The 19,129-nt window shown below is 41.3% G+C and carries 20 protein-coding genes and 1 riboswitch; of the genes, 13 read left to right on the forward strand and 7 right to left on the reverse strand.

What is annotated here, in order from left to right; all coding sequences use genetic code 11:
• Positions 1-19 precede the first annotated feature (19 nt).
• The 4 genes from NSQ76_RS02670 (at position 20) to NSQ76_RS02685 (ending at position 4,527) form a co-directional block, all read left to right on the forward strand.
• On the forward strand, positions 20-1,741 hold the full coding sequence (locus NSQ76_RS02670; protein ID WP_034622880.1) for a pyruvate oxidase: 1,722 nt from the start codon (positions 20-22) through the stop codon (positions 1,739-1,741).
• A 192-nt stretch (positions 1,742-1,933) separates the two neighbouring features.
• On the forward strand, positions 1,934-3,694 hold the full coding sequence (locus tag NSQ76_RS02675) for a T7SS effector LXG polymorphic toxin (RefSeq protein WP_341055753.1): 1,761 nt from the start codon (positions 1,934-1,936) through the stop codon (positions 3,692-3,694).
• Positions 3,695-3,708: 14 nt separating this feature from the next.
• Complete coding sequence (locus NSQ76_RS02680; protein ID WP_041107490.1) at positions 3,709-4,062, forward strand: hypothetical protein; 354 nt, start codon at positions 3,709-3,711, stop codon at positions 4,060-4,062.
• 240 nt (positions 4,063-4,302) lie between these two features.
• The gene (locus NSQ76_RS02685; RefSeq protein WP_024425367.1) at positions 4,303-4,527 is read left to right on the forward strand and encodes a hypothetical protein; all 225 of its coding nucleotides are present in this window, start codon (positions 4,303-4,305) and stop codon (positions 4,525-4,527) included.
• Between the two features lie 40 nt (positions 4,528-4,567).
• On the opposite strand, the gene NSQ76_RS02690 is transcribed toward NSQ76_RS02685, so the two are convergent.
• The 4 genes from NSQ76_RS02690 to NSQ76_RS02705 all read right to left on the reverse strand — a co-directional run bounded on the left by NSQ76_RS02690 (position 4,568) and on the right by NSQ76_RS02705 (position 7,331).
• Entirely contained in the window at positions 4,568-4,831 is a 264-nt protein-coding gene (locus NSQ76_RS02690; protein WP_341052253.1) for a response regulator, read from the reverse strand.
• Between the two features lie 98 nt (positions 4,832-4,929).
• Positions 4,930-5,499 carry a GNAT family N-acetyltransferase gene (locus tag NSQ76_RS02695; protein WP_024427358.1) on the reverse strand — a complete coding sequence of 190 codons (570 nt, stop codon included), beginning with the start codon at positions 5,497-5,499 and terminating at the stop codon, positions 4,930-4,932.
• 71 nt (positions 5,500-5,570) lie between these two features.
• Positions 5,571-6,848, reverse strand: coding sequence for an Nramp family divalent metal transporter (locus NSQ76_RS02700; RefSeq protein WP_024427359.1), 1,278 nt, complete (start codon positions 6,846-6,848; stop codon positions 5,571-5,573).
• 222 nt (positions 6,849-7,070) lie between these two features.
• On the reverse strand, positions 7,071-7,331 hold the full coding sequence (locus NSQ76_RS02705) for a GlsB/YeaQ/YmgE family stress response membrane protein (protein WP_024427360.1): 261 nt from the start codon (positions 7,329-7,331) through the stop codon (positions 7,071-7,073).
• 156 nt (positions 7,332-7,487) lie between these two features.
• Here NSQ76_RS02705 and NSQ76_RS02710 point away from each other — a divergent pair, with 156 nt between their 5' ends.
• A complete protein-coding gene (locus tag NSQ76_RS02710) occupies positions 7,488-8,318 on the forward strand; it encodes an EcsC family protein (RefSeq protein WP_341052261.1) in 831 nt (276 codons plus the stop codon).
• Between the two features lie 25 nt (positions 8,319-8,343).
• Here the strand turns inward: NSQ76_RS02710 and NSQ76_RS02715 are convergent, their stop codons facing one another.
• Positions 8,344-9,441 (reverse strand): DctP family TRAP transporter solute-binding subunit, encoded by a 1,098-nt coding sequence (locus tag NSQ76_RS02715; RefSeq protein WP_197172326.1) that lies wholly within the window; start codon positions 9,439-9,441, stop codon positions 8,344-8,346.
• Positions 9,442-9,508: 67 nt separating this feature from the next.
• On the opposite strand from NSQ76_RS02715, the gene NSQ76_RS02720 reads away from it, so the two are divergent.
• The 8 genes from NSQ76_RS02720 (at position 9,509) to NSQ76_RS02755 (ending at position 18,188) form a co-directional block, all read left to right on the forward strand.
• Positions 9,509-11,128: an ATP-binding protein gene (locus NSQ76_RS02720; RefSeq protein ID WP_029706899.1), complete on the forward strand. Its 1,620-nt coding sequence runs from the start codon at positions 9,509-9,511 to the stop codon at positions 11,126-11,128.
• Positions 11,125-11,808 carry a response regulator gene (locus NSQ76_RS02725; protein ID WP_341052269.1) on the forward strand — a complete coding sequence of 228 codons (684 nt, stop codon included), beginning with the start codon at positions 11,125-11,127 and terminating at the stop codon, positions 11,806-11,808. The genes NSQ76_RS02720 and NSQ76_RS02725 overlap by 4 nt, the downstream gene beginning before the upstream one ends.
• Before the next feature lie 124 nt (positions 11,809-11,932).
• Positions 11,933-13,201: a C4-dicarboxylate transporter DctP gene (dctP, locus tag NSQ76_RS02730; RefSeq protein WP_224427123.1), complete on the forward strand. Its 1,269-nt coding sequence runs from the start codon at positions 11,933-11,935 to the stop codon at positions 13,199-13,201.
• A gap of 197 nt (positions 13,202-13,398) precedes the next feature.
• Complete coding sequence (locus NSQ76_RS02735; protein ID WP_024425375.1) at positions 13,399-14,421, forward strand: AI-2E family transporter; 1,023 nt, start codon at positions 13,399-13,401, stop codon at positions 14,419-14,421.
• 63 nt (positions 14,422-14,484) lie between these two features.
• A riboswitch (cyclic di-AMP (ydaO/yuaA leader) is annotated at positions 14,485-14,618 on the forward strand.
• 76 nt (positions 14,619-14,694) lie between these two features.
• Positions 14,695-15,936: a dicarboxylate/amino acid:cation symporter gene (locus NSQ76_RS02740; protein WP_341052273.1), complete on the forward strand. Its 1,242-nt coding sequence runs from the start codon at positions 14,695-14,697 to the stop codon at positions 15,934-15,936.
• A 127-nt stretch (positions 15,937-16,063) separates the two neighbouring features.
• Entirely contained in the window at positions 16,064-16,975 is a 912-nt protein-coding gene (locus NSQ76_RS02745) for an ABC transporter ATP-binding protein (protein ID WP_025093589.1), read from the forward strand.
• Positions 16,968-17,735 carry an ABC transporter permease gene (locus NSQ76_RS02750; protein ID WP_024427365.1) on the forward strand — a complete coding sequence of 256 codons (768 nt, stop codon included), beginning with the start codon at positions 16,968-16,970 and terminating at the stop codon, positions 17,733-17,735. Before NSQ76_RS02745 ends, NSQ76_RS02750 begins: the two co-directional genes overlap by 8 nt.
• A gap of 117 nt (positions 17,736-17,852) precedes the next feature.
• Complete coding sequence (locus NSQ76_RS02755) at positions 17,853-18,188, forward strand: hypothetical protein (protein WP_024427366.1); 336 nt, start codon at positions 17,853-17,855, stop codon at positions 18,186-18,188.
• A 98-nt stretch (positions 18,189-18,286) separates the two neighbouring features.
• On the opposite strand, the gene fbpB is transcribed toward NSQ76_RS02755, so the two are convergent.
• Positions 18,287-18,436, reverse strand: a complete 150-nt coding sequence (gene fbpB, locus NSQ76_RS02760; RefSeq protein WP_065215285.1) for a Fur-regulated basic protein FbpB — start codon at positions 18,434-18,436, stop codon at positions 18,287-18,289.
• 315 nt (positions 18,437-18,751) lie between these two features.
• Positions 18,752-19,072 carry a thioredoxin family protein gene (locus tag NSQ76_RS02765; RefSeq protein ID WP_012008983.1) on the reverse strand — a complete coding sequence of 107 codons (321 nt, stop codon included), beginning with the start codon at positions 19,070-19,072 and terminating at the stop codon, positions 18,752-18,754.
• Between the last annotated feature and the right edge of the window lie 57 nt (positions 19,073-19,129).

The following is a 19,129-nucleotide window of genomic DNA, read 5'->3' on the forward strand; positions in this document are numbered from 1 at the left end:
AAAAAAGGAGTTTTCTCACATGCCGCAAAGAACCGCAGGAAAAGAAGTAACAGCGCTACTGGAAGAGTGGGGCGTAAAACATATTTATGGAATGCCCGGCGACAGCATAAACGAATTGATTGAAGAGCTTAGGCATGAATCAAGCCAAATACAATTTATACAAACGAGACATGAAGAAGTGGCGGCACTCTCAGCGGCGGCTGATGCCAAACTAACAGGTAAGCTCGGTGTCTGCTTATCCATCGCTGGACCGGGTGCTGTCCACTTATTAAATGGACTATACGATGCAAAAGCAGATGGCGCACCCGTTTTAGCAATTGCAGGGCAGGTTGCGTCGAATGAAGTAGGAAGAGACACATTTCAAGAAATCAAATTAGAGCGGATGTTTGACGACGTCGCTGTCTTTAATCAGCAGGTACAAACAGCAGAAGCGCTGCCTGATTTATTGAATCAAGCCATTAAAGCAGCTTATACCCATAAAGGGGTGGCTGTTCTCACCGTATCAGATGACTTATTTTCTCAAAAAATTAAGCGTAAGCCAGTTTATACATCTCCTCTTTATGTTGAGGGAGAAGTACGTCCAAAGAAAGATCAACTGCTAAAGGCAGCACAGCTAATTAACAATGCGAAGAAGCCAGTCATCTTAGCAGGTAAAGGATTACGAAATGCAAAAGAAGAGCTTCTTTCATTTGCAGAAAAGGCTGCTGCACCTATCGTCATCACACTTCCTGCAAAAGGGGTTGTGCCAGACAGGCATCCATACTTTTTAGGAAACCTAGGTCAAATTGGAACGAAGCCAGCTTATGAAGCGATGGAAGAGTGTGATCTCTTAATTATGCTTGGAACTTCCTTTCCATATAGAGACTACTTACCAGAGGACACACCTGCCATTCAACTGGATATTAAACCAGATCAAATCGGTAAAAGATATCCAGTAGACGTAGGGATCGTGAGTGACAGCAAGAGTGGTTTGCAGGAACTGACCTCCTACATTGAATATAAAGAGCAGCGTGGTTTCCTTGAAGCTTGTACAGAGCATATGATGAAATGGCGAGAAGAAATGGATAAGGACAAATCCGTTGCCACATCACCGCTTAAACCGCAGCAAGTCATTGCTAGACTAGAAGAAGCAGTTGAAGACGACGCCATTCTTTCTGTTGATGTAGGGAATGTAACCGTATGGATGGCCCGCCATTTCGAAATGAAACAGCAGGATTTCATCATCTCCAGCTGGCTTGCCACAATGGGCTGTGGTTTGCCTGGAGCGATCTCTGCTAAGTTAAATGAACCGAATCGTCAAGCGGTTGCAGTCTGCGGAGATGGTGGCTTCACAATGGTCATGCAAGACTTTGTGACAGCGGTAAAATATAAACTGCCGATCGTTGTTGTGATCTTAAACAACAACAACCTTGGAATGATTGAATATGAACAACAGGTAAAAGGAAACATCAATTATGGTATAGAGCTGGAAGATATTGATTTTGCTAAGTTCGCAGAAGCATGTGGCGGCAAAGGAATCTCTGTGTCATCACATGAAGAACTAGCTCCAGCCTTTGATACAGCCCTTCAATCAGATAAACCCGTCATTATTGATGTTGCTGTCACCAATGAACCGCCGTTACCTGGGAAAATTACGTACACACAAGCAGCTGGTTTTAGTAAGTACTTACTGAAAAAATTCTTTGAAAAAGGCGAGCTGGATATCCCTCCACTCAAGAAAAGTTTAAAACGCTTTTTCTAAACAAAATGTAGTCGGTCCTCTCAAAAGAGGACTGACTTTTTTTGCTGAAAGGAAAAAACATTTCAATTATCACTTGTTTTATTCTCTCTAAAAATATCTGGAAATTATTTTTGTAACTTAAAGCCTATTTTTCCAATTCGCTGAGAAAGGTAAAATAGACTTTATGATCAATAATGGAGGGAGTGACTTCTTCTGGGTAAGATACTTGATGCAAAAGCACTAACCAGTGCCATGGATACAAGGGCAAAACACTACCAGGAACTCCGCGAACAAATGGTAGATTTAAAAAAGGCATTACAAGGTGTTGCCAACCTCGGTGATGATTTCACTGGGAAAGGAGCCGATAACATTAAAAGCTTTTATAAAGAGCTTGCTGGAAATGTAGACATGTTTATCAGCTTCATTGATAAGCAAAAAGCCTTTCATGAAGGTGTTTCTGGGATACTGGATGATACGAGCTTTGGCGGCGATACCTTTGTAGAAGAACACTTTTTAGACAACGCAGTACATATGGGCATCAAGAATGCCAAAAGCATTGTGAAAGATCAAAAAAAGGCACTCAAAACGATTTTTCAAGACATTGATGACCTCATTTCCCTAGAGGTATTTGATAGCCAAACCTTTGATGAAAAAATAGAAGATGCGGAAGATGAACGAAAAAAGACGGTCAAAGACCTGAGAGAGCTTGATCAAAATTTAAAAGATGAATATGCTTTGTCAGAGACGGAAAAGCAAGCTACAATGGCATTGTACGCTGAAATGATGAATGCGACAAATGACGGAAAAGCGATTTCGCCTATGAATTTTGACAAGAAAGCCTATCAAAATAGCGAAATCTACAAGGCAAAAAGCGATATTGAGAAGCAAACTTCTGAATATCTGAAAATCAAAAAAGAACAAGAAGAAGCCCGCGAAATCGCAAAGGAACAAGAAGCACTCGCCAACCGCCCTTGGTATGAAAAAGCCCTCGATTATGGTGGAAACATCGTGAATGAACTGACCGGCGTGAACGATGCAAAACGTGCCGCAACAGGCGTTGATCCAATCACAGGTGAAGAGCTCACGGCAGGACAGCGAGTCGCCGCAGGTGGCATGGCAGCAGCAGGCTACATCCCAATCGTCGGCTGGGCAGGCCGCATTTTCAAAGGCGGAAAAGCTGTCTATAAAACCACTCAAGCCACATCAGCTGCGGTCAGGGCAGTCGACATCTATAAGACATCACAAAAATCCTTTGACGCCTTAAAAACATCGCAAAAAGGCTTATACGGCCTCACCGCCACCAACGGCTTCAGCGAAGCGATCACAGGCCGAGACATGTTTGGAAACAAGATCTCAAAAGAACAGCAGGAAGCGAGTATGAATGCGGCTCTTGGAATGCTTTTGCCGTTTGGAGCGAAAGGGTTTCATGGGAAGATGGGGATTAAGAGTACAGAAAAAACTTTGAGTAATAAAAAAGTAGCAGTAGGTGAAGAAATTATTGCTCAGAGGGTACAGAAAGTAGAATTAGATTTAACTACAAAAGTTACACCTTACAAATCGTTAAGTCGGAATCAGCAGAAGAAAATAAAGGAAAAGATTGAAAATCGTACTGTTACAAAGGAAGAGTATAAACGATATCAATGGGATAAAAGATTCTCCAAAAGAAGGGCTGCAGGGGTTACTGAATTCTGGAAACAAGAAAAGAAAAGAATTTTAGATGGAGAATCTACAACAAGGAATTGGACTAATGAACAAAAACAAGAGATTTTAAAAAGCAAAAAACCACAATATAATGGGAAATCCATTATCGGACACCATACTTACAATGCTATGAATTATCCACATATCAGTAATAGAGGAGAATTAATTTATCCTGTGACTGGAAGAGAACATTTAAAGGGTTGGCATGGAGGAAGTTATAGCAAAAATGCACCTGGTAGACCTGTTAATCCAGATTATTTAGAGGAATTTTAATAGGGAGGAAAAATATGAGTAAGATAGCTATTAAGATAAGCTCAAAAGGTCCAATTAATAAATATGTATTACCTTTAAGAAAGTACACCGGTTTAGGAATTACAGATATAAAAAGTGGGATTGAAAACAAGGACTTTTTTTCCGAAACGGATGCAAATGATATTGATAGTATGGAAAGTTTAAAGGAATTAGTTGATGCTTTACTGAATTTGGGAGCGGATGTGAAAATCTTTGATAGTGATGAATATGGTGAAGGAATATTTAATTATCAAGAAATTTCTTACGATGAATTGATCAATAGTATTGAGCGATTAAAAGAAATAATGGAAGAATTACAGGATTACGACGATGCTATATCTGATGAGTGAAAGTGAACAATTAATAAAAGAATAATGAATGGAGCTTTGCCAGTAAAAGAACCTATGTAATTTTAACGTCTAAATGATGACATAAAAACTAAAAGATTACGATACTATGTTAACCTTGATTTTTTTACGAAATATCAAGGTTTTTTAAACTGAAAATGCACTTGCAAACTCAATCACCCACTCATAATTGGAAATTACATGTTAAACTAATCCAATCACCACAAAAAAGGAGCTAAAACCATGCTATGGATTTTCACACAAAACCAGCAAAGTTTCGTTCATGTCCACGAAATCACAGTAGCCGGCAAAAAGATTGAAGGGATGATCGCAGGAAGCGATACTTGGGTCAAGACGCTCGGTAAGTATGATTCAAACGATCGTGCAGCAGAGATCCTTCAAGACATTGTGAAAGTAATTGAAGCCAATCAAGATGCCACTGTGACTTACAGAATGCCAAATCAATAAAAAAGAAACCACCTTTCCATTGCGAAAAGGTGGTTTTTGTTTATGATGGTGTTTTTGTAAAGGCTAAAAATAAAGGGATGCCTGTGCCGACAAGGGTGGTGGCAAATAGGAACATACCGCAAATGAATAGAAAATGGCTGGCTGAAAAGACAAGTGCCAGAATGAGAAAAATGATGCTGAGTCCTGCCATGCTATATGATGGGACAAAGCGGCGTTTGTATGTGGCTTTCTTTGTTAAGAATGAGAAGAAAATGCCAAATAATAAAGGGACAATCCATAAGTAAAATAAAATGATAAGAGACATACTTCATACCTCGATTTTTCCTTCTATTTTATCAGATGCTGATCGCAATCGATACTACAAAGCTTCACTTTGTAAAATAATTCATGCAATCGACACAATTACGTGGGCTGATTCATAGAATGCGTTTTTTCTTTCATATATTCAGGCTGCAAAAGGGCGTATACACAATGATCCGTAAAGCGGTCGCCCAGCCATTCACATTGTCTCAAAATGCCTTCAAGCGAAAAGGATAATCGCTCTGCGATGCGTCTGCTCTTCAGGTTATCGACAGCAGCCCTGATTTCAATGCGGTGCAGTCCACAATCTTCAAATAAATAATGAATGACTGCTTTGCATGCTTTTGTCATAATGCCTTTTCCTTGATAGCCTTCTCCGAGCCAATAGCCAATTGAAACAGTCCTGTCGATCCAATGAATTTGGTGGGTGCCGATGATCCCGACAAGTTCTCCATGTGACCAGATGCCCGCTTGAAAACCGTTGTTCTGCATGGCTTGCTGCATTGCGCCTTGAATGAACGCCATGCTGTCTTCTTCTGTTTTCGTTGAATCCACCCAAAGCATCCATTCACGTAAATGCTCTCTTGACCGCTGAATGAGCAAATATAGACTTCGTGCGTCTCTTGGCTCAAGCAGCCGCATGGATATCTCTTGATCTTGATAAAAAAACATGTGCCCACATCCTCTCAGGGGAATTTTACCATAACCATATGAAAAGAAAAAGACAGCATCACTACTGTCTTTTACATAAATGTATCCACAATTAAAAAGAGATTGAGTGCGACAACAAGAGCTGCTATCACCCAAGATATTCCTGTTACCCAGCGGGCATTCGTTAATTCGCCCATAATTCGTTTTTTACTTGTAAATAAAATGAGCGGAATTAAAGCAAAGGCAATACCAAAGGATAAGACCACCTGACTCATCACAAGTGCGGATGTCGGATTCACCCCAGATGCAATGATCACAATAGGGGGAATCATAGTAATCAGCCGGCGGACATACAGCGGAATCCGGTATTGAATAAAACCCTGCATAATGATATCGCCTGACAATGTACCGACAGAAGAGCTTGATAGTCCTGCTACAAGCAGGCCTACACCAAATAAGATAGCTGATACAGGACCTGCGAGTGTGCTAAAATGCTGGAACGCAACATCCAGATCTTCAACAAAGAGACCATTTTTATAAAATAGAGCGGCTGCCACAATCAACATACTGGCATTGATGGCTCCAGCGACTAGCATCGCAATGAGGATATCTAAAAACTCAAAGCGGAAAATCTGTTTTTTCTCCTTTTCCGTTCTGCCGACGACTCTTCTTTGGGTTAATGCTGAATGTAAATAGATCGCGTGCGGCATTACAGTGGCACCTAAAATTCCAGCTGCAAGCAGTACACTATCTGTGCCTTCAAATTTTGGAATGAAAAGCCCGCCTGCGACACTTGCCATATCAGGCTTGGCGACAAAGGTTTGCACAGCGAAAGCGATCACGACAACGAACAGCATGCCGGTGATGCCGGCTTCTAATGCTCGATATCCTCTTCTTTGCAATTCTAAAATCGCAAATGATCCGATGGCTGCAATAATAGATGCTTCAAGCAAAGGAATCCGAAAGAGCAAGTATAAACCAAGTGCCGCTCCAATAAATTCAGCTAAATCTGTGGCAATAATAACGAGTTCGCCCTGAATCCATAAACCAATGGAGACGGGTTTCGGAAACTCTTCACGTGCGATTTCAGGTAAGTTTTTCCCTGTCGCTATTCCAAGCTTTGCGGATAAGGATTGGATGAGCAGCGCCATGAGATTTGATATAAGAATGACCCATAAGAGAAGATATCCATATTTAGAGCCAGCCGCAATGTTGGTGGCAAAATTCCCTGGATCAATATATGCAATGGCAGCGATAAAAGCAGGGCCTAGAAAAGGAAGAAGCCTTCTAAATCCTTTGACCTTACCTTCAAGTGCACGTTCAGCTGCCGCTGACATGTGTGCCTGTGCCTCGATGTATTTGTTTGTCATATGTCATCACCTAGATTCTACAAAGTTTTGCTTGGGCACAAAAAGTTTCCTTCATGCAATTTTTAATCATCATATGCCCATCTTCATGAAAAGTCAACTATCTGAACTAATAGGTTTGTTTATCATATGTAAGTGAAAAAAATAGATACCTTGTCAACGCGCAACATAAAAAACACCGCCTCTTAGACGGTGTCCCTACTGCTTCCTCTGTTATTTGTTTTTTTAAGATACCCTTGATCCCACGCTGCGGAAGATCAGGCTTAAAATAATGACAAAGATGGCTGCTCCTAAGATCGCTGGAATGATCGCAAAGCCTGCCAGACTAGGACCCCACGTTCCAAGTAATCCATGACCAATCCAAGCGCCTACAAACCCGGCAATCATTGAGCCGATCCATCCTCCTGGTACACTGCCTCCAGCGAGTGCACTCCCAATGAGACCAATGACAATCGCCACAACTAATGAAATTAGAAATCCTAACATGTTGATCACTCCTCTTTTGTTTGTTTATTAAGCAATAACCGTTTTGAAAAAGATTAAAACCTTTCGGAACCGCTTCAATGTTCTATACGTATGATGGACAAGGATTGTGTATAATAACAGACAAATACTTCAGCGGCATCTAAGGAGGCATATGGCATGGAGGAAAGAGAATGGCTAAAAGCACAATTAAAGGAGATCGAAAAGTGGGAGAAAGACCAGCAAAAGGTATGGTTTTGGGAGAAGCTCAGCCGCCTTCCATTTCAAATGCTGGACAAGCTGACGCCTGCTTTTATTCAGAAAAAAATCGGTGTGCTGCTTGATGAAATGGGTCATTACATTCAATCTGGCGGTGCCTATTTGACATCGGAAAAAGGCATCATTCAACAATTTCAAAAGAAGTGTGAGGGCGAATCCATTCAGCGTATAGAGGATATTGGAAAGGCCCCGATCGAAATGATGGATGCCATTAGTGAACATATGGGGAAAAACAGAACGAATCTCGCGACGGTGCAAGGGGCGACAACTGGTGTCGGCGGAATGTTTACGCTAGCCGCTGATATCCCTGCGGTCCTGGGTCTCTCCCTGAAAACATTACAGGATATTGCCGTTACCTATGGCTATGATCCTAAAAACAAAGACGAGCGGGTCTTCATCATTAAATGCTTGCAGCTGAACTCCGCGGATGTCGTTGGAAAGAAATCGATTCTAAAAGAACTCAAAAGCTATCATGCATCCGAAGGTAAGCATGAAAACATGATTTCCCAAATCCAAGGGTGGCGTGAGGTCGTCTATAATTACCGGGATTCGTTCGGCTGGAAGAAACTATTTCAACTTGTTCCCATCGCCGGAATTTTGTTTGGTGCCGTTTCAAACCGCTCACAATTAAAAGGAATTGCCGAAACAGGCATGATGCAATACCGAAAGCGAAGAATTTTAACAAGATTAGAAGAGCTCACGCAGCAAGAACAGAGTGAGTCCGGCGCATAAAAAAATCCCATATCAAAGGGATTTTTTATTTGCTCTCATCCTCTTCCTGAAAAGCATGAATGGGTGAGTGTTCATAACGTGCACGCAGTTCGCGGATCTGTTTGATGAGGGTGGAGCCGATCGTTTTTTCGGCTTCATCATACAAAGGATCAAGGGCTTTCATCCATTTTTGCTTTTCAGCTGGCGTCAATTCATGAATGGCAATCGGCGATTCACGTTTAATGTCCTCCAGCTGATCTTTGTTCATCTGTTCTGCATGCTTTTCATTCCAAGCCGTTGTTTCTTCCATGGCTTCAAGTAAAATTCGTTTCGTTTCGGGTGTCTGGCGGTCAAAGAAAGATTGATCTGTTAAGACCACATAGCCTAAATACCCGTGATTGCTGATCGTCATATAGTCTTGTATATGATAGAATTTTTTTGAATAAATATTTGAAATGGTATTTTCTTCACCGTCTACTTTTTTGGTTTCTAATAGCTGAAACGTTGAATTAAATGATTCCTGATAGGGCTTTGCGCCAAGGAGTTTGAATTGTTTTTCAATCATGTCGCTTTGCATAATGCGGAGAGACTGGTTTTTTAAATCAGCCGGCTGTTTGATTGGCCCTTTATTAGAAGTAATTTGCTTAAAGCCATTTGTCCAATAAGCCATTCCCTTTAACCCATCTTTTTGCAGCGTGCCAAACAACCTTTGTCCAATTGCACCTTGCAGGCCTTCTTGAACCGCATTGTAATTTGAAAAAGCAAAGGGAAGATCAAGTGCCAGCCACTCAGGGGACAGCATGCCGAGCTTCGAGGTAGACGGAGCAATAAATTGAACTTGATTCTCTTTGAGTGCATTTATTTCTTCAATATCAGAATAAAGGCTTCCATTGGAGAAAATTTGAATGCTGATCTTTCCATCGGATTTTTCGTGCACGAGCTCAGCAAATTTCTTTGCAGCAAGTCCTTTAGGTGTATTGTCTGCCACGACATGGCTGAATTTGAACACTAGCTGGTCCTTCAGCCCTGTCTGTTCATCATCAAAGGTTGTCGCTGATTTTGGCATCATATGATAAAAACCAAAGTATAAAGCGGTTACAAAACCGATCAAGAGCAATAGTGTATAAGCGAGTAAATTCTTCATGCGTCAGATCCCCCTTATGTCAAGCATACTTGACAGAGGAAGAATCCGTAAAGATACAGGTGGAAAAATGATGAGAAATCGATTGAAATTACAACAATTATCTATTAGATGGAAGCTTACCATCCTCACATATTTCGTTGTCATTTTCGCCCTTTTAATCGGAGGAATTGTTCTCGTTGGGGGAATTCAGCAGACAGAGGAACGGGAGCTTCGAAAAAGACTCATGAACACGGCGAGAACCGTGGCTGAGATGAATGAGGTGAAGCAGGCGTTAGCTGATCAGACAAAGGATCGTGATCAATTACAGCATGCAATCGAAGAGATTCGGATTATTCAAGATGCTGACTATATTGTCGTGATGGATATGGATCATGTGAGATTAACGCATCCAGTGAAAACGAGGATTGGCCAGCGCTCAGAAGGAACTGATGAAGAGCCGGCTTTTGCAGAGCATATTTATTTCTCAGAAGCAGAGGGAGAGCTTGGAACAGCTATCAGAGCTTTTTATCCAGTCAAGGATGATCAATTTAATCAAACAGGGGTTGTGCTTGTAGGAAGAACTCTGCCAAGTATGGCAGATATATTAGGAGAAATGAAGCAGGATATCCTCATGATCCTCCTGCTGACGCTCAGCTTTGGGCTTGTGGGTTCATTTTTGCTCGCCCGTCATATTAAACAGCAAATGTTTAAGCTGGAGCCGCATGAGATTGTCAGAATGCTAGAGGAACGCACTGCAACCTTTCACTCTATTAATGAAGGGGTCATCGCCATTGATAATCAGCACATGATCACCATTTTTAATGAGAAGGCGAAGCAGATTTTTGGCGTAACAGGTGATGTCGTGGGCCGGAATATTTGGGGTGTGCTGTCTGATACGAGACTTCCTGAAATTATTGATCGCGCAGAACCCGTCTACAATGAAGAAATCCATATGAGCGGAAAGCGGATCATGAGCAGCCGGATTCCGATTGTCATGAAAAAGAAGATCATCGGAGCGGTCGCCATTTTTCAGGACCGGACAGAAGCAGCAAAATTGGCGGAGGAGCTCACAGGGGTTAAGAACTTTGTGGACGGTTTGCGGGTGCAAAACCATGAACATATGAATAAGCTTCATACGATTGCCGGGCTGATTCAGCTTGGTAAAGCCGATCAGGCGCTCGATCTAGCCTTTCAAACGACAGAGGAGCAGGAACATGTGACGGACTTTCTTCATCGCGTCATAGAGCATGATGCTGTCGCAGGGTTATTGATGAGCAAAATCAGAAGGGGCAAGGAGCTTGGCATCATGGTCGAAGTAGATGAACATAGCTGTCTGCGTGATTTCCCTGAACGGCTTGATCAGCATGATATGACAAAGCTGCTCGGAAATCTCATTGAGAACGCCTTTGCTTCGTATGATACTGTAGAAAGAGACACAAAAGTCATTTCCATTAGTATCGATCAAACGGAGGATGTTCTCGCAATTTTAATTGAAGACAATGGATCCGGGATCGAAGAAGAAATGATTCCTTCTATTTTCGATAAAGGCTTCACACATGGCAAAGAGGGCGGAACAGGCTATGGCCTGTATATTGTAAAAACGATTATCGACAAAGGGATGGGAAATGTAGAGGTCACATCAAGCATCGGCATTGGTACCACCTTCTCAATCGAATTCCCAATGACCATAGAGGAGAGAGACAGATGACTCAGAATAAGGTGCTGTTAATTGAAGATGACCCGATGGTGCAAGAAGTGAATAAAGAGTTCATTATGAGTGTTCCTGGCTTTCAAGTAGCAGCTGTCGCTGGGAACGGGGAGCAGGGCATCCAGCTGATCAAAGAAATTCGTCCAGACCTCGTGGTACTTGATGTCTATATGCCAAAAAAGGATGGCGTCAAAACGCTGCAAGACATCAGAAAACAGAAGATGAAAGTGGACGTGATTGTCATTTCAGCAGCGAAGGACAAAGAGACCATCGGCATCATGCTTCAAAATGGTGCGCGGGATTATATTATTAAACCATTCAAATTTGAACGAATGAAAGAATCACTTGAAAGCTATAAGGCGTTTAAATCAAAAATCCAAACTGCAGCAGAATTCTCTCAGGAGATGCTCGATGATATCATACGAAAGCCTGCTGTTAAGCAGGAAGATACTTGGCTTCCTAAAGGGCTGAATGTGCATACGATGAACGAAATTAAAGCGTATATGGGCTTGCAGGAAGGCGCGCAGTCTGCAGAAGAAGTCGCCAATGCACTTGGCATTGCCCGCGTCACGGCACGCCGGTATTTAGACTTTCTCGTTAAAGAAGGCGAGCTGAAATTAGATATGCAATATGGCGGGGTAGGACGGCCTGTGAATAAATATATCGTACATTCTGACTAAGAGACCAAAAAGACCAAAATGTACGATATGTCCATAAGCTTCACAGCCTTTGATGAAATCGCTATCATTTATCTACAGATAATAGTTAAGCGTTTACATCAAAGGGTGAGGGAGTTGATTTTTTATGAAAAGGATTTTGAAGAACCTGACATTTCAGGTAATTGCAGCTGTCATTATCGGGATCATTGTCGGGATGGTTTGGCCAAACGTCGGAAAAGAAATGAAGCCGCTTGGTGACACCTTTATCAATGCCGTTAAAATGGTCATTGCACCAATTATTTTCTTAACCATTGTTCTTGGTATTGCCAAGATGGGTGATATGAAAAAGGTTGGGAAAGTTGGGGGAAAAGCATTTATTTATTTTGAAGTCGTCACGACACTTGCTCTAGTCATCGGTCTTTTTGTGGTGAATATCATGAAGCCAGGTGCAGGTCTTGACTATAGCAAGCTTGAAAAAGGGGACGTTTCACAGTATACCCAAAATGGGGGACAGGGTATCGACTGGATGGAATTCGTCACACACATCGTTCCTTCTAACATGGTAGACGCCTTTGCGAAGGGTGATATTTTACAGGTCTTATTCTTCTCTATTCTATTCGGTGTCGCGCTCGCTGCTCTTGGCGAGAAGGGGAAAGGCATCATCGAATGGCTTGATAAGCTGTCACTTGTTTTCTTTAAAATCATTGGTTATATCATGCGTGCTGCGCCTCTTGGTGCATTTGGGGCGATGGCTTATACGATCGGACACTTTGGTTTGGCATCGATTAAACCGCTGGCGAGTCTGATGCTCTCCGTTTATTTGACCATGTTCTTGTTCATTTTCGTTGTACTGAACATCATTTGTAAAATGTATGGCTTCAGCCTGCTCGGTTATCTGCGGTTTATCAAGGATGAAATTTTAATTGTACTTGGCACAAGTTCTTCAGAATCCGTGCTGCCAAGAATGATGGATAAAATGGAACGCTACGGGTGCTCTAAGTCTGTTGTCGGTCTTGTCATTCCAACAGGTTATTCCTTTAACCTAGACGGAACTTCAATCTATTTATCAATGGCTGTCGTCTTCTTGGCGCAAGTGTTTGGTGTAGACCTGTCGATCGGTCAGCAGATCACTATTATCCTTGTTCTGATGCTTACATCAAAGGGAGCTGCTGGGGTGACAGGAAGCGGATTTATCGTGCTTGCATCTACTCTTGCGGCATTACAGGTCATTCCGTTAGAGGGTCTAGCACTGCTGCTTGGGGTTGACCGCTTCATGAGTGAAGGAAGAGCGATTACAAACCTCATTGGAAATGGCATCGCAACAATTGTTGTCGCGAAGAGTGAAGGTGAATTTGACGAAGCGAAGAGCAAAACAGCACTTCAGGAAATGCGGAATATGAAGCAAGCTGTTTAGTATAAAAACAACCAAAAACCGAAACCTTATGTTCTACATGGGTTCGGTTTTTTTGTGTAAAAAAGAAAAACCAATAAAATTAATTCAAATCGTAAGACCTCTTTGACCTTTTATTATATAATTTACAGAAAGATCCGATATAATGTATATCAGATACGATGAAAAATAGACTTTAGTCCTGGCAGGTGTGTAACGTAATGACGGCATTTTTAAAATTGTTCGAAAAACCCGGTGTTAAGCGGTTTTCAGTATTTGTAGTATTAGCTACAGCATTATATCTATTAAGAGGAATGATGAATTTAATTCTTTTGACCTTCATTTTCACCTTTTTGATGAATCGGTTGGAAGAGGTCATTAGAGGCTTTTTAAATCGCTTCCTGAAAATAGGACAGAAATCGGTCATTACCATTTTGTATATTCTTCTGGCTGGTGGATTGACATTTGGCGGATTCGTTTTTGTACCAATCATCGCCAAACAGGTAGAGCAGCTATTCCATTTAGGAAAGAAAATTGCAGATCACCCACAAGATTTACCCTTCTTTGACGTCATCACGAACGTATTCGGAGATTTCAAAATATCAGCTTTCTTTGAGAAAGGGTTTAATTTCCTCTATACATACATAACCGATTTCAGCACGTTCAGTATCCAGGTCATTATGTCCTTAATATTAAGCATGTTCTTCCTGTTCGAAAAAGAACGCCTCATTCAATTCATGAACAAGTTCAAAACGAGTAAAATCTCCGTATTCTATCATGAAATTGCCTTCTTTGGACGTAAATTTTCCCGAACGTTTGGAAAAGTACTCGAAGCACAGTTTATTATTGCAACCGTTAATTGTGTGCTAACGACCATTGCGCTAGGCATTATGGGCTTCCCGCAGTTATTTGGATTAGCGGTCATGGTCTTTTTGCTAGGATTAATCCCAGTAGCGGGTGTGGTTATCTCTCTTATTCCACTCAGCATCATTGCGTATACACTCGGAGGCGGAATGTATGTCCTGTATATTGTGCTGGTGATTGTGATTATCCATGCTATTGAAGCATACTTCTTGAATCCGAAGCTCATGTCAGCTAAAACAGAACTCCCTATTTTCTTCACGTTTATTGTGCTGATCTTCTCTGAACACTATATTGGCATTTGGGGACTTATTATCGGTATCCCAATCTTTGTGTTTATTTTAGATATTCTTGAAGTGACAAATAGGGAAGAAAGTAATTAAAAAGTTCATATGAACCTGTTTACAATTTTCTAAAAATAAGGTATAAATGGTATGAAAATATCATATTACCACACGCTTAATCCTTCTAAAGGAATGGGGGACCCATGTTTTTGGGGTGAATTTTTCTTATCTGAGAAAAAAGGACATCTCTTCGTCCTAACCCGTCAGCTAACCTCATCAGCGTGAAGAGAGTAGACAGTGGTACATGTATGGACACGCAGGCCCACGAGAAGACTCTCTCGTGGGCTTTTTGACGAGGAAGGGGAGATTTTATTGAAGCTGGCGACGAAAATTATTATTGCCTTGTTTGTAGGTGCAATCACAGGATTGCTGCTCAACCTTTTTGCTCCAAATGTATTCAAAGTGTTAGACCCTTATTTATTTACACCTCTAGGTCAAATCTTCTTAAACCTGATTAAAATGCTTGTTGTGCCCATTGTATTCTTTTCGATCACGCTCGGTGTAGCAGGCCTTGGCGATCCGAAGAAGCTAGGCAGAATCGGCGCAAAAACCATTACTTATTTCCTGCTCACTACGACTTTTGCCATCATTATTGGCATCTCATTAGCCTTATTGATCAAGCCGGGAGCCTTCGGCGATTTTGATACAAAAGCGGCTGATTATTCCGCAGAGGAAGCCCCATCAATGGCAGAAACACTACTCAACATTATTCCAACCAATCCAGTCCAATCGCTAGTTGAAGGAGATATGCTTCAAATTATCGTCTTCTGTGTATTTTTAGGTCTTGGCATAGCCATGCTTGGTAAAAAAACGGAAGGCTTGCTGAAGCTGTTTGAACAAGGATATGAATTAATGATGTATCTTGTCGGTGTTGTGATGAAATTTGCACCGTACGGGACATTCGGTTTGATTGCAACGGCAATCGGCAGTCAGGGGCTGGATGCCATGAAAGCGATGGGACTTTACTTCTCGGTCGTGTTAATTGCGCTTATCCTGCATTTCTTCCTGACATATGGATCAACCATTGCTATCTTAGCTAAACGAAATCCAATGGCATTCTTTAAAGGATTTTCACCAGCGATGGTTGTTGCGTTTAGTACATCAAGCAGTAATGCAGTACTGCCGGTATCAATGGAAACAGCGCAAAAGCGTTTAAAGGTGCCAGAGCCGATTTCAAGCTTTGTGCAGCCGCTGGGTGCAACCATTAATATGGATGGCACAGCCATTATGCAAGGTGTTGCGACCATTTTTATCGCTCAAGTGTATGGGGTTGAACTGACGCTTGTTCAAATGCTGACGGTTGTCTTAACAGCTGTTTTAGCAAGTATCGGTACAGCAGGTGTCCCAGGGGTAGGGCTCATCATGCTGGCCATGGTGTTAAATTCCGTGAATCTTCCTGTTGAGGGAATAGCGCTGATCCTTGGCATAGACCGCTTATTAGATATGGCAAGAACCGTAGTTAATATTACAGGTGACGCAGCATGTGCGGTGATTGTTTCTGAAACCGAAAAGAAACACGAGAAAGAAGCGCCGACACCTAACTTATCACTGTAATAAGCAAGAAGGGCTGACTGGATCAGTCCTTTTTTTCATGGATTGATTTGTCTCGCGTGATATACTTTTTACAGGATGAGCGGTCATAACTGTCGCCATAGGCTTTACATCAGAAGGAGGAACCACTTTGCAGTCTGCTGTTTTAAAAGTAGAGAAAGTCGATAAACAAATTGGCCGGAAAATGATCTTGCAGGATATTTCTATAGACATTGGGCAAGGAGAAATTGTTGGATTACTTGGACCCAATGGGTCTGGAAAAACAACTTTGATTCGATTGATCGTTGGCTTGATGAAAAAAAACAATGGCAACATCATGATCAATGGATATTCCCAAGATGAGGATTTTCTTAAGGCGATGTCATCTGTTGGTGCGATCATAGAAAACCCAGAATTTTATTCGTATTTAACGGGCTTTGAAAACCTTGAAATGTATGCAGCGATGCACGATGGCGTGACGGAGGAACGCATTCAGGAAGTGGTGGAAAGAGTTCGTCTTGAGGATGCCATTCATCAGAAGGTCAAGACGTATTCACTAGGGATGAAACAAAGGCTTGGGATTGCACAAGCTATTTTGCATCGTCCGAACCTGCTCATTTTAGACGAACCGACAAATGGACTGGACCCTGCAGGAATGAAGGAATTCCGGGAGCACTTACAAATGCTTGTAAAGGAAGAAGGAACCTCGGTGTTATTTGCGACGCATTTATTGCATGAGGTAGAGGAGCTATGTGACCGCATGATTATCATTCAAAAGGGACAGATCAAAGCTAGTACTCATCTCCGGGATATGGAGGGGAAAGAGCAGGTGCTGATGAATATTCAGCCAGTAGAAAAGGCGGTCTCATGGCTTGATGCACACGACTATACATATGAACGAAATGGAGCGCGTGTACTGCTTCAACTGAACAAAGAACGTGTGCCAGAGCTTAACAAACAGCTTGTGCTGGCGGGGTTTGATGTACTTGAAATGATGCCTCAAAAGCAGTCAATTGAAGAGGCATTTATGAAATGGACGGAAGGCGGGACGACAGATGCTTAACCTCATCAAGAATGAGCATAAGAAAATCATGAAGAAAAAGATCACATTCATTGCTCTTTTATTGATCGTTGTATTTCAACTGGCCATGGCTCTAACCTTGAAACGAGTCATATCAAGCTTTGGTGGACAAGACACAGTCGCGAACTATTTTGCTTATTCCACGAACGTCGTGTTTATTTTGCAGGTACTTGCTGTTGTTATTGGCGCGACCTTGATCTCAACAGAGTTTCAGAAAAGGACGATCAAGTTTCTATTGATCCGGCCAAAAACAAGACTGCACATTTTTCTGTCAAAATACATCACACTTGTGCTGACAGTCATTTATTTGTTTGTTTTTTATTATGTTTTGGCTTTTCTATTTGGTCTTATTTTCTTCGGTACTGATTTTGATGAAAGAACGGGGCAATTATTTCAGCATACGTTTGCCGTCATTGGATCTCAGTGGGTGGAAGTGATCATGATGGCAAGCTTTGCTTTTATGTGTTCCAGTTTGTTTAGAAACAGTCTTGTTGCCCTTGTGACCTCGTTTTTTGTTTTATATGCGGCGAAATCACTTGTACCGATCATGTCTCTCTTAGAAAATCAGTGGGGGAAAATCCTCCTTTTCGCGAATACGGACTTTACTCAGTACAGCTTTCAAGGACCGCCGCCTTTTCATGGGATGAGCATTCTGTTTTCTCTATTTATAGTAGGGGCGCATTTTGTTTTCTTTATTGGATCGGCTTGGATTCTTTTTTGGAAACGTGATGTAAATGTGTAAAAATTGTGTCAAATAACAAGAAAAATTCGTGACATCTTTGTGAAAACGAGTCTGTATTTCACGATAACCGGCTGATTTTGTCTTATAATAAGAAGGAGTCATGGAGGTGGCACTATCGTGAAAAATTTCATTACGGCTTTACCAATTTTGTTGCTGCTGTCGTTTTCGTTTGTGTCTTTTGCCTTCCAGTTTGATCACCTTGTTTATTTCAGACTAGCGCTGGGGATCTTTTCGTTAGCGGGTCTTTTCTTTCTGTATACACTTAAAAGAAACATGAAATGGTTCATGGTCTATTTATATGCGAGCTGGATCGTTCTTGCTGCCGTCACGACATTTGAGGAACCAGTCTTTTCTCAATTTTTCTTCGGTGGTTTAACGATGACAATGGGTTATCTCACATATATGCTCATTTATTTAGGAATGAAGCAGGACCGTGTAGCGAAAGCAAATTAAAACAAAAGCCGATAAAATCGAATAACAGATTTTATCGGCTTTTTTATTTTGTTGAAGCAGACAAAAAGAGCAGTCAGTGATGACTGCTCCTCTAATAGTTATGATTCACGCCCAGCAGCTGCAAGCTGCTTCTGGTGTTTTTTGTCAATGGTTTCGTAAATACTTTCCATCATTTGAGGATCGCGCATGATGGCCTTTTTGTTCTCTTCAATCAATTGCTGATAGGTTTTAATTTTCTTCTTAGACATGTGACTTATCGCTCCCTTATTAGAATGGACGTCTATAGGATTTCACATAGATGAAATTGATAATCATTTTCAATTAGCAACTCCATTATACAAAGACAAATGTCAGAAGTAAAGATTCAATTCAGAAAATTCACGTAACCGACATATTCCAAGCTGGTTCGACGCTACATTCTTTCCCAGGAAATAATTTTGTCATGACTTGTCGTAAGTGAAACATCAATTTGAAACGTTTTGGCTGTGAAGCGCGTCTTATGAAGAGATTTAAAAAGAAAAAAGACATCAGCAAGAGCTTGCTGATGTCCTTCGTTTCATCAATTAAGAAACGTGCTCTTGAAGAAATTCTGTCACTTCTTCAGGCGATTTTGCATTTGCACTGTGTAAATGACCTGTTTTTTCACCATTTTTGAAAATTAACAGGCTTGGAATGCCCATTACCTGATACGTTTCAGCTAATTCTGGGAAATCATCTTTATTTATTTCAAACCATTCATGGTGAGCATAAGCTTCTAGGATGTCTGGAATGAACATGTCCATTCTTGTGCAGTCAGGACACCATGTTGCAAAGAATTTAACGATGACTTCTTTGTCTGATTGAATAATTTCATTGAATTGTTCAGTACTTGTGATTTTTTTCAATTTGTCACAACTCCTTTTCAATGTCATTTTAATATAAAATAAAGGCGAATGACATAC

It is taken from the genome of Bacillus sp. FSL M8-0256 (genome assembly GCF_038005765.1).
Classification (GTDB): Bacteria; Bacillota; Bacilli; order Bacillales; family Bacillaceae; genus Bacillus; species Bacillus safensis.

Excerpts from the sequence above, each read along its gene's own strand:
- NSQ76_RS02670 (WP_034622880.1), top strand. The coding sequence starts at position 20 with ATGCCGCAAAGAACCGCAGGAAAAGAAGTAACAGCGCTACTGGAAGAG.
- NSQ76_RS02680 (WP_041107490.1), top strand. The coding sequence starts at position 3,709 with ATGAGTAAGATAGCTATTAAGATAAGCTCAAAAGGTCCAATTAATAAA.
- NSQ76_RS02685 (WP_024425367.1), top strand. The coding sequence starts at position 4,303 with ATGCTATGGATTTTCACACAAAACCAGCAAAGTTTCGTTCATGTCCAC.
- NSQ76_RS02690 (WP_341052253.1), bottom strand. The coding sequence starts at position 4,831 with ATGTCTCTTATCATTTTATTTTACTTATGGATTGTCCCTTTATTATTT.
- NSQ76_RS02695 (WP_024427358.1), bottom strand. The coding sequence starts at position 5,499 with ATGTTTTTTTATCAAGATCAAGAGATATCCATGCGGCTGCTTGAGCCA.
- NSQ76_RS02700 (WP_024427359.1), bottom strand. The coding sequence starts at position 6,848 with ATGACAAACAAATACATCGAGGCACAGGCACACATGTCAGCGGCAGCT.
- NSQ76_RS02705 (WP_024427360.1), bottom strand. The coding sequence starts at position 7,331 with ATGTTAGGATTTCTAATTTCATTAGTTGTGGCGATTGTCATTGGTCTC.
- NSQ76_RS02710 (WP_341052261.1), top strand. The coding sequence starts at position 7,488 with ATGGAGGAAAGAGAATGGCTAAAAGCACAATTAAAGGAGATCGAAAAG.
- NSQ76_RS02715 (WP_197172326.1), bottom strand. The coding sequence starts at position 9,441 with ATGAAGAATTTACTCGCTTATACACTATTGCTCTTGATCGGTTTTGTA.
- NSQ76_RS02720 (WP_029706899.1), top strand. The coding sequence starts at position 9,509 with ATGATGAGAAATCGATTGAAATTACAACAATTATCTATTAGATGGAAG.
- NSQ76_RS02725 (WP_341052269.1), top strand. The coding sequence starts at position 11,125 with ATGACTCAGAATAAGGTGCTGTTAATTGAAGATGACCCGATGGTGCAA.
- dctP (WP_224427123.1), top strand. The coding sequence starts at position 11,933 with ATGAAAAGGATTTTGAAGAACCTGACATTTCAGGTAATTGCAGCTGTC.
- NSQ76_RS02735 (WP_024425375.1), top strand. The coding sequence starts at position 13,399 with ATGACGGCATTTTTAAAATTGTTCGAAAAACCCGGTGTTAAGCGGTTT.
- NSQ76_RS02750 (WP_024427365.1), top strand. The coding sequence starts at position 16,968 with ATGCTTAACCTCATCAAGAATGAGCATAAGAAAATCATGAAGAAAAAG.
- fbpB (WP_065215285.1), bottom strand. The coding sequence starts at position 18,436 with ATGTCTAAGAAGAAAATTAAAACCTATCAGCAATTGATTGAAGAGAAC.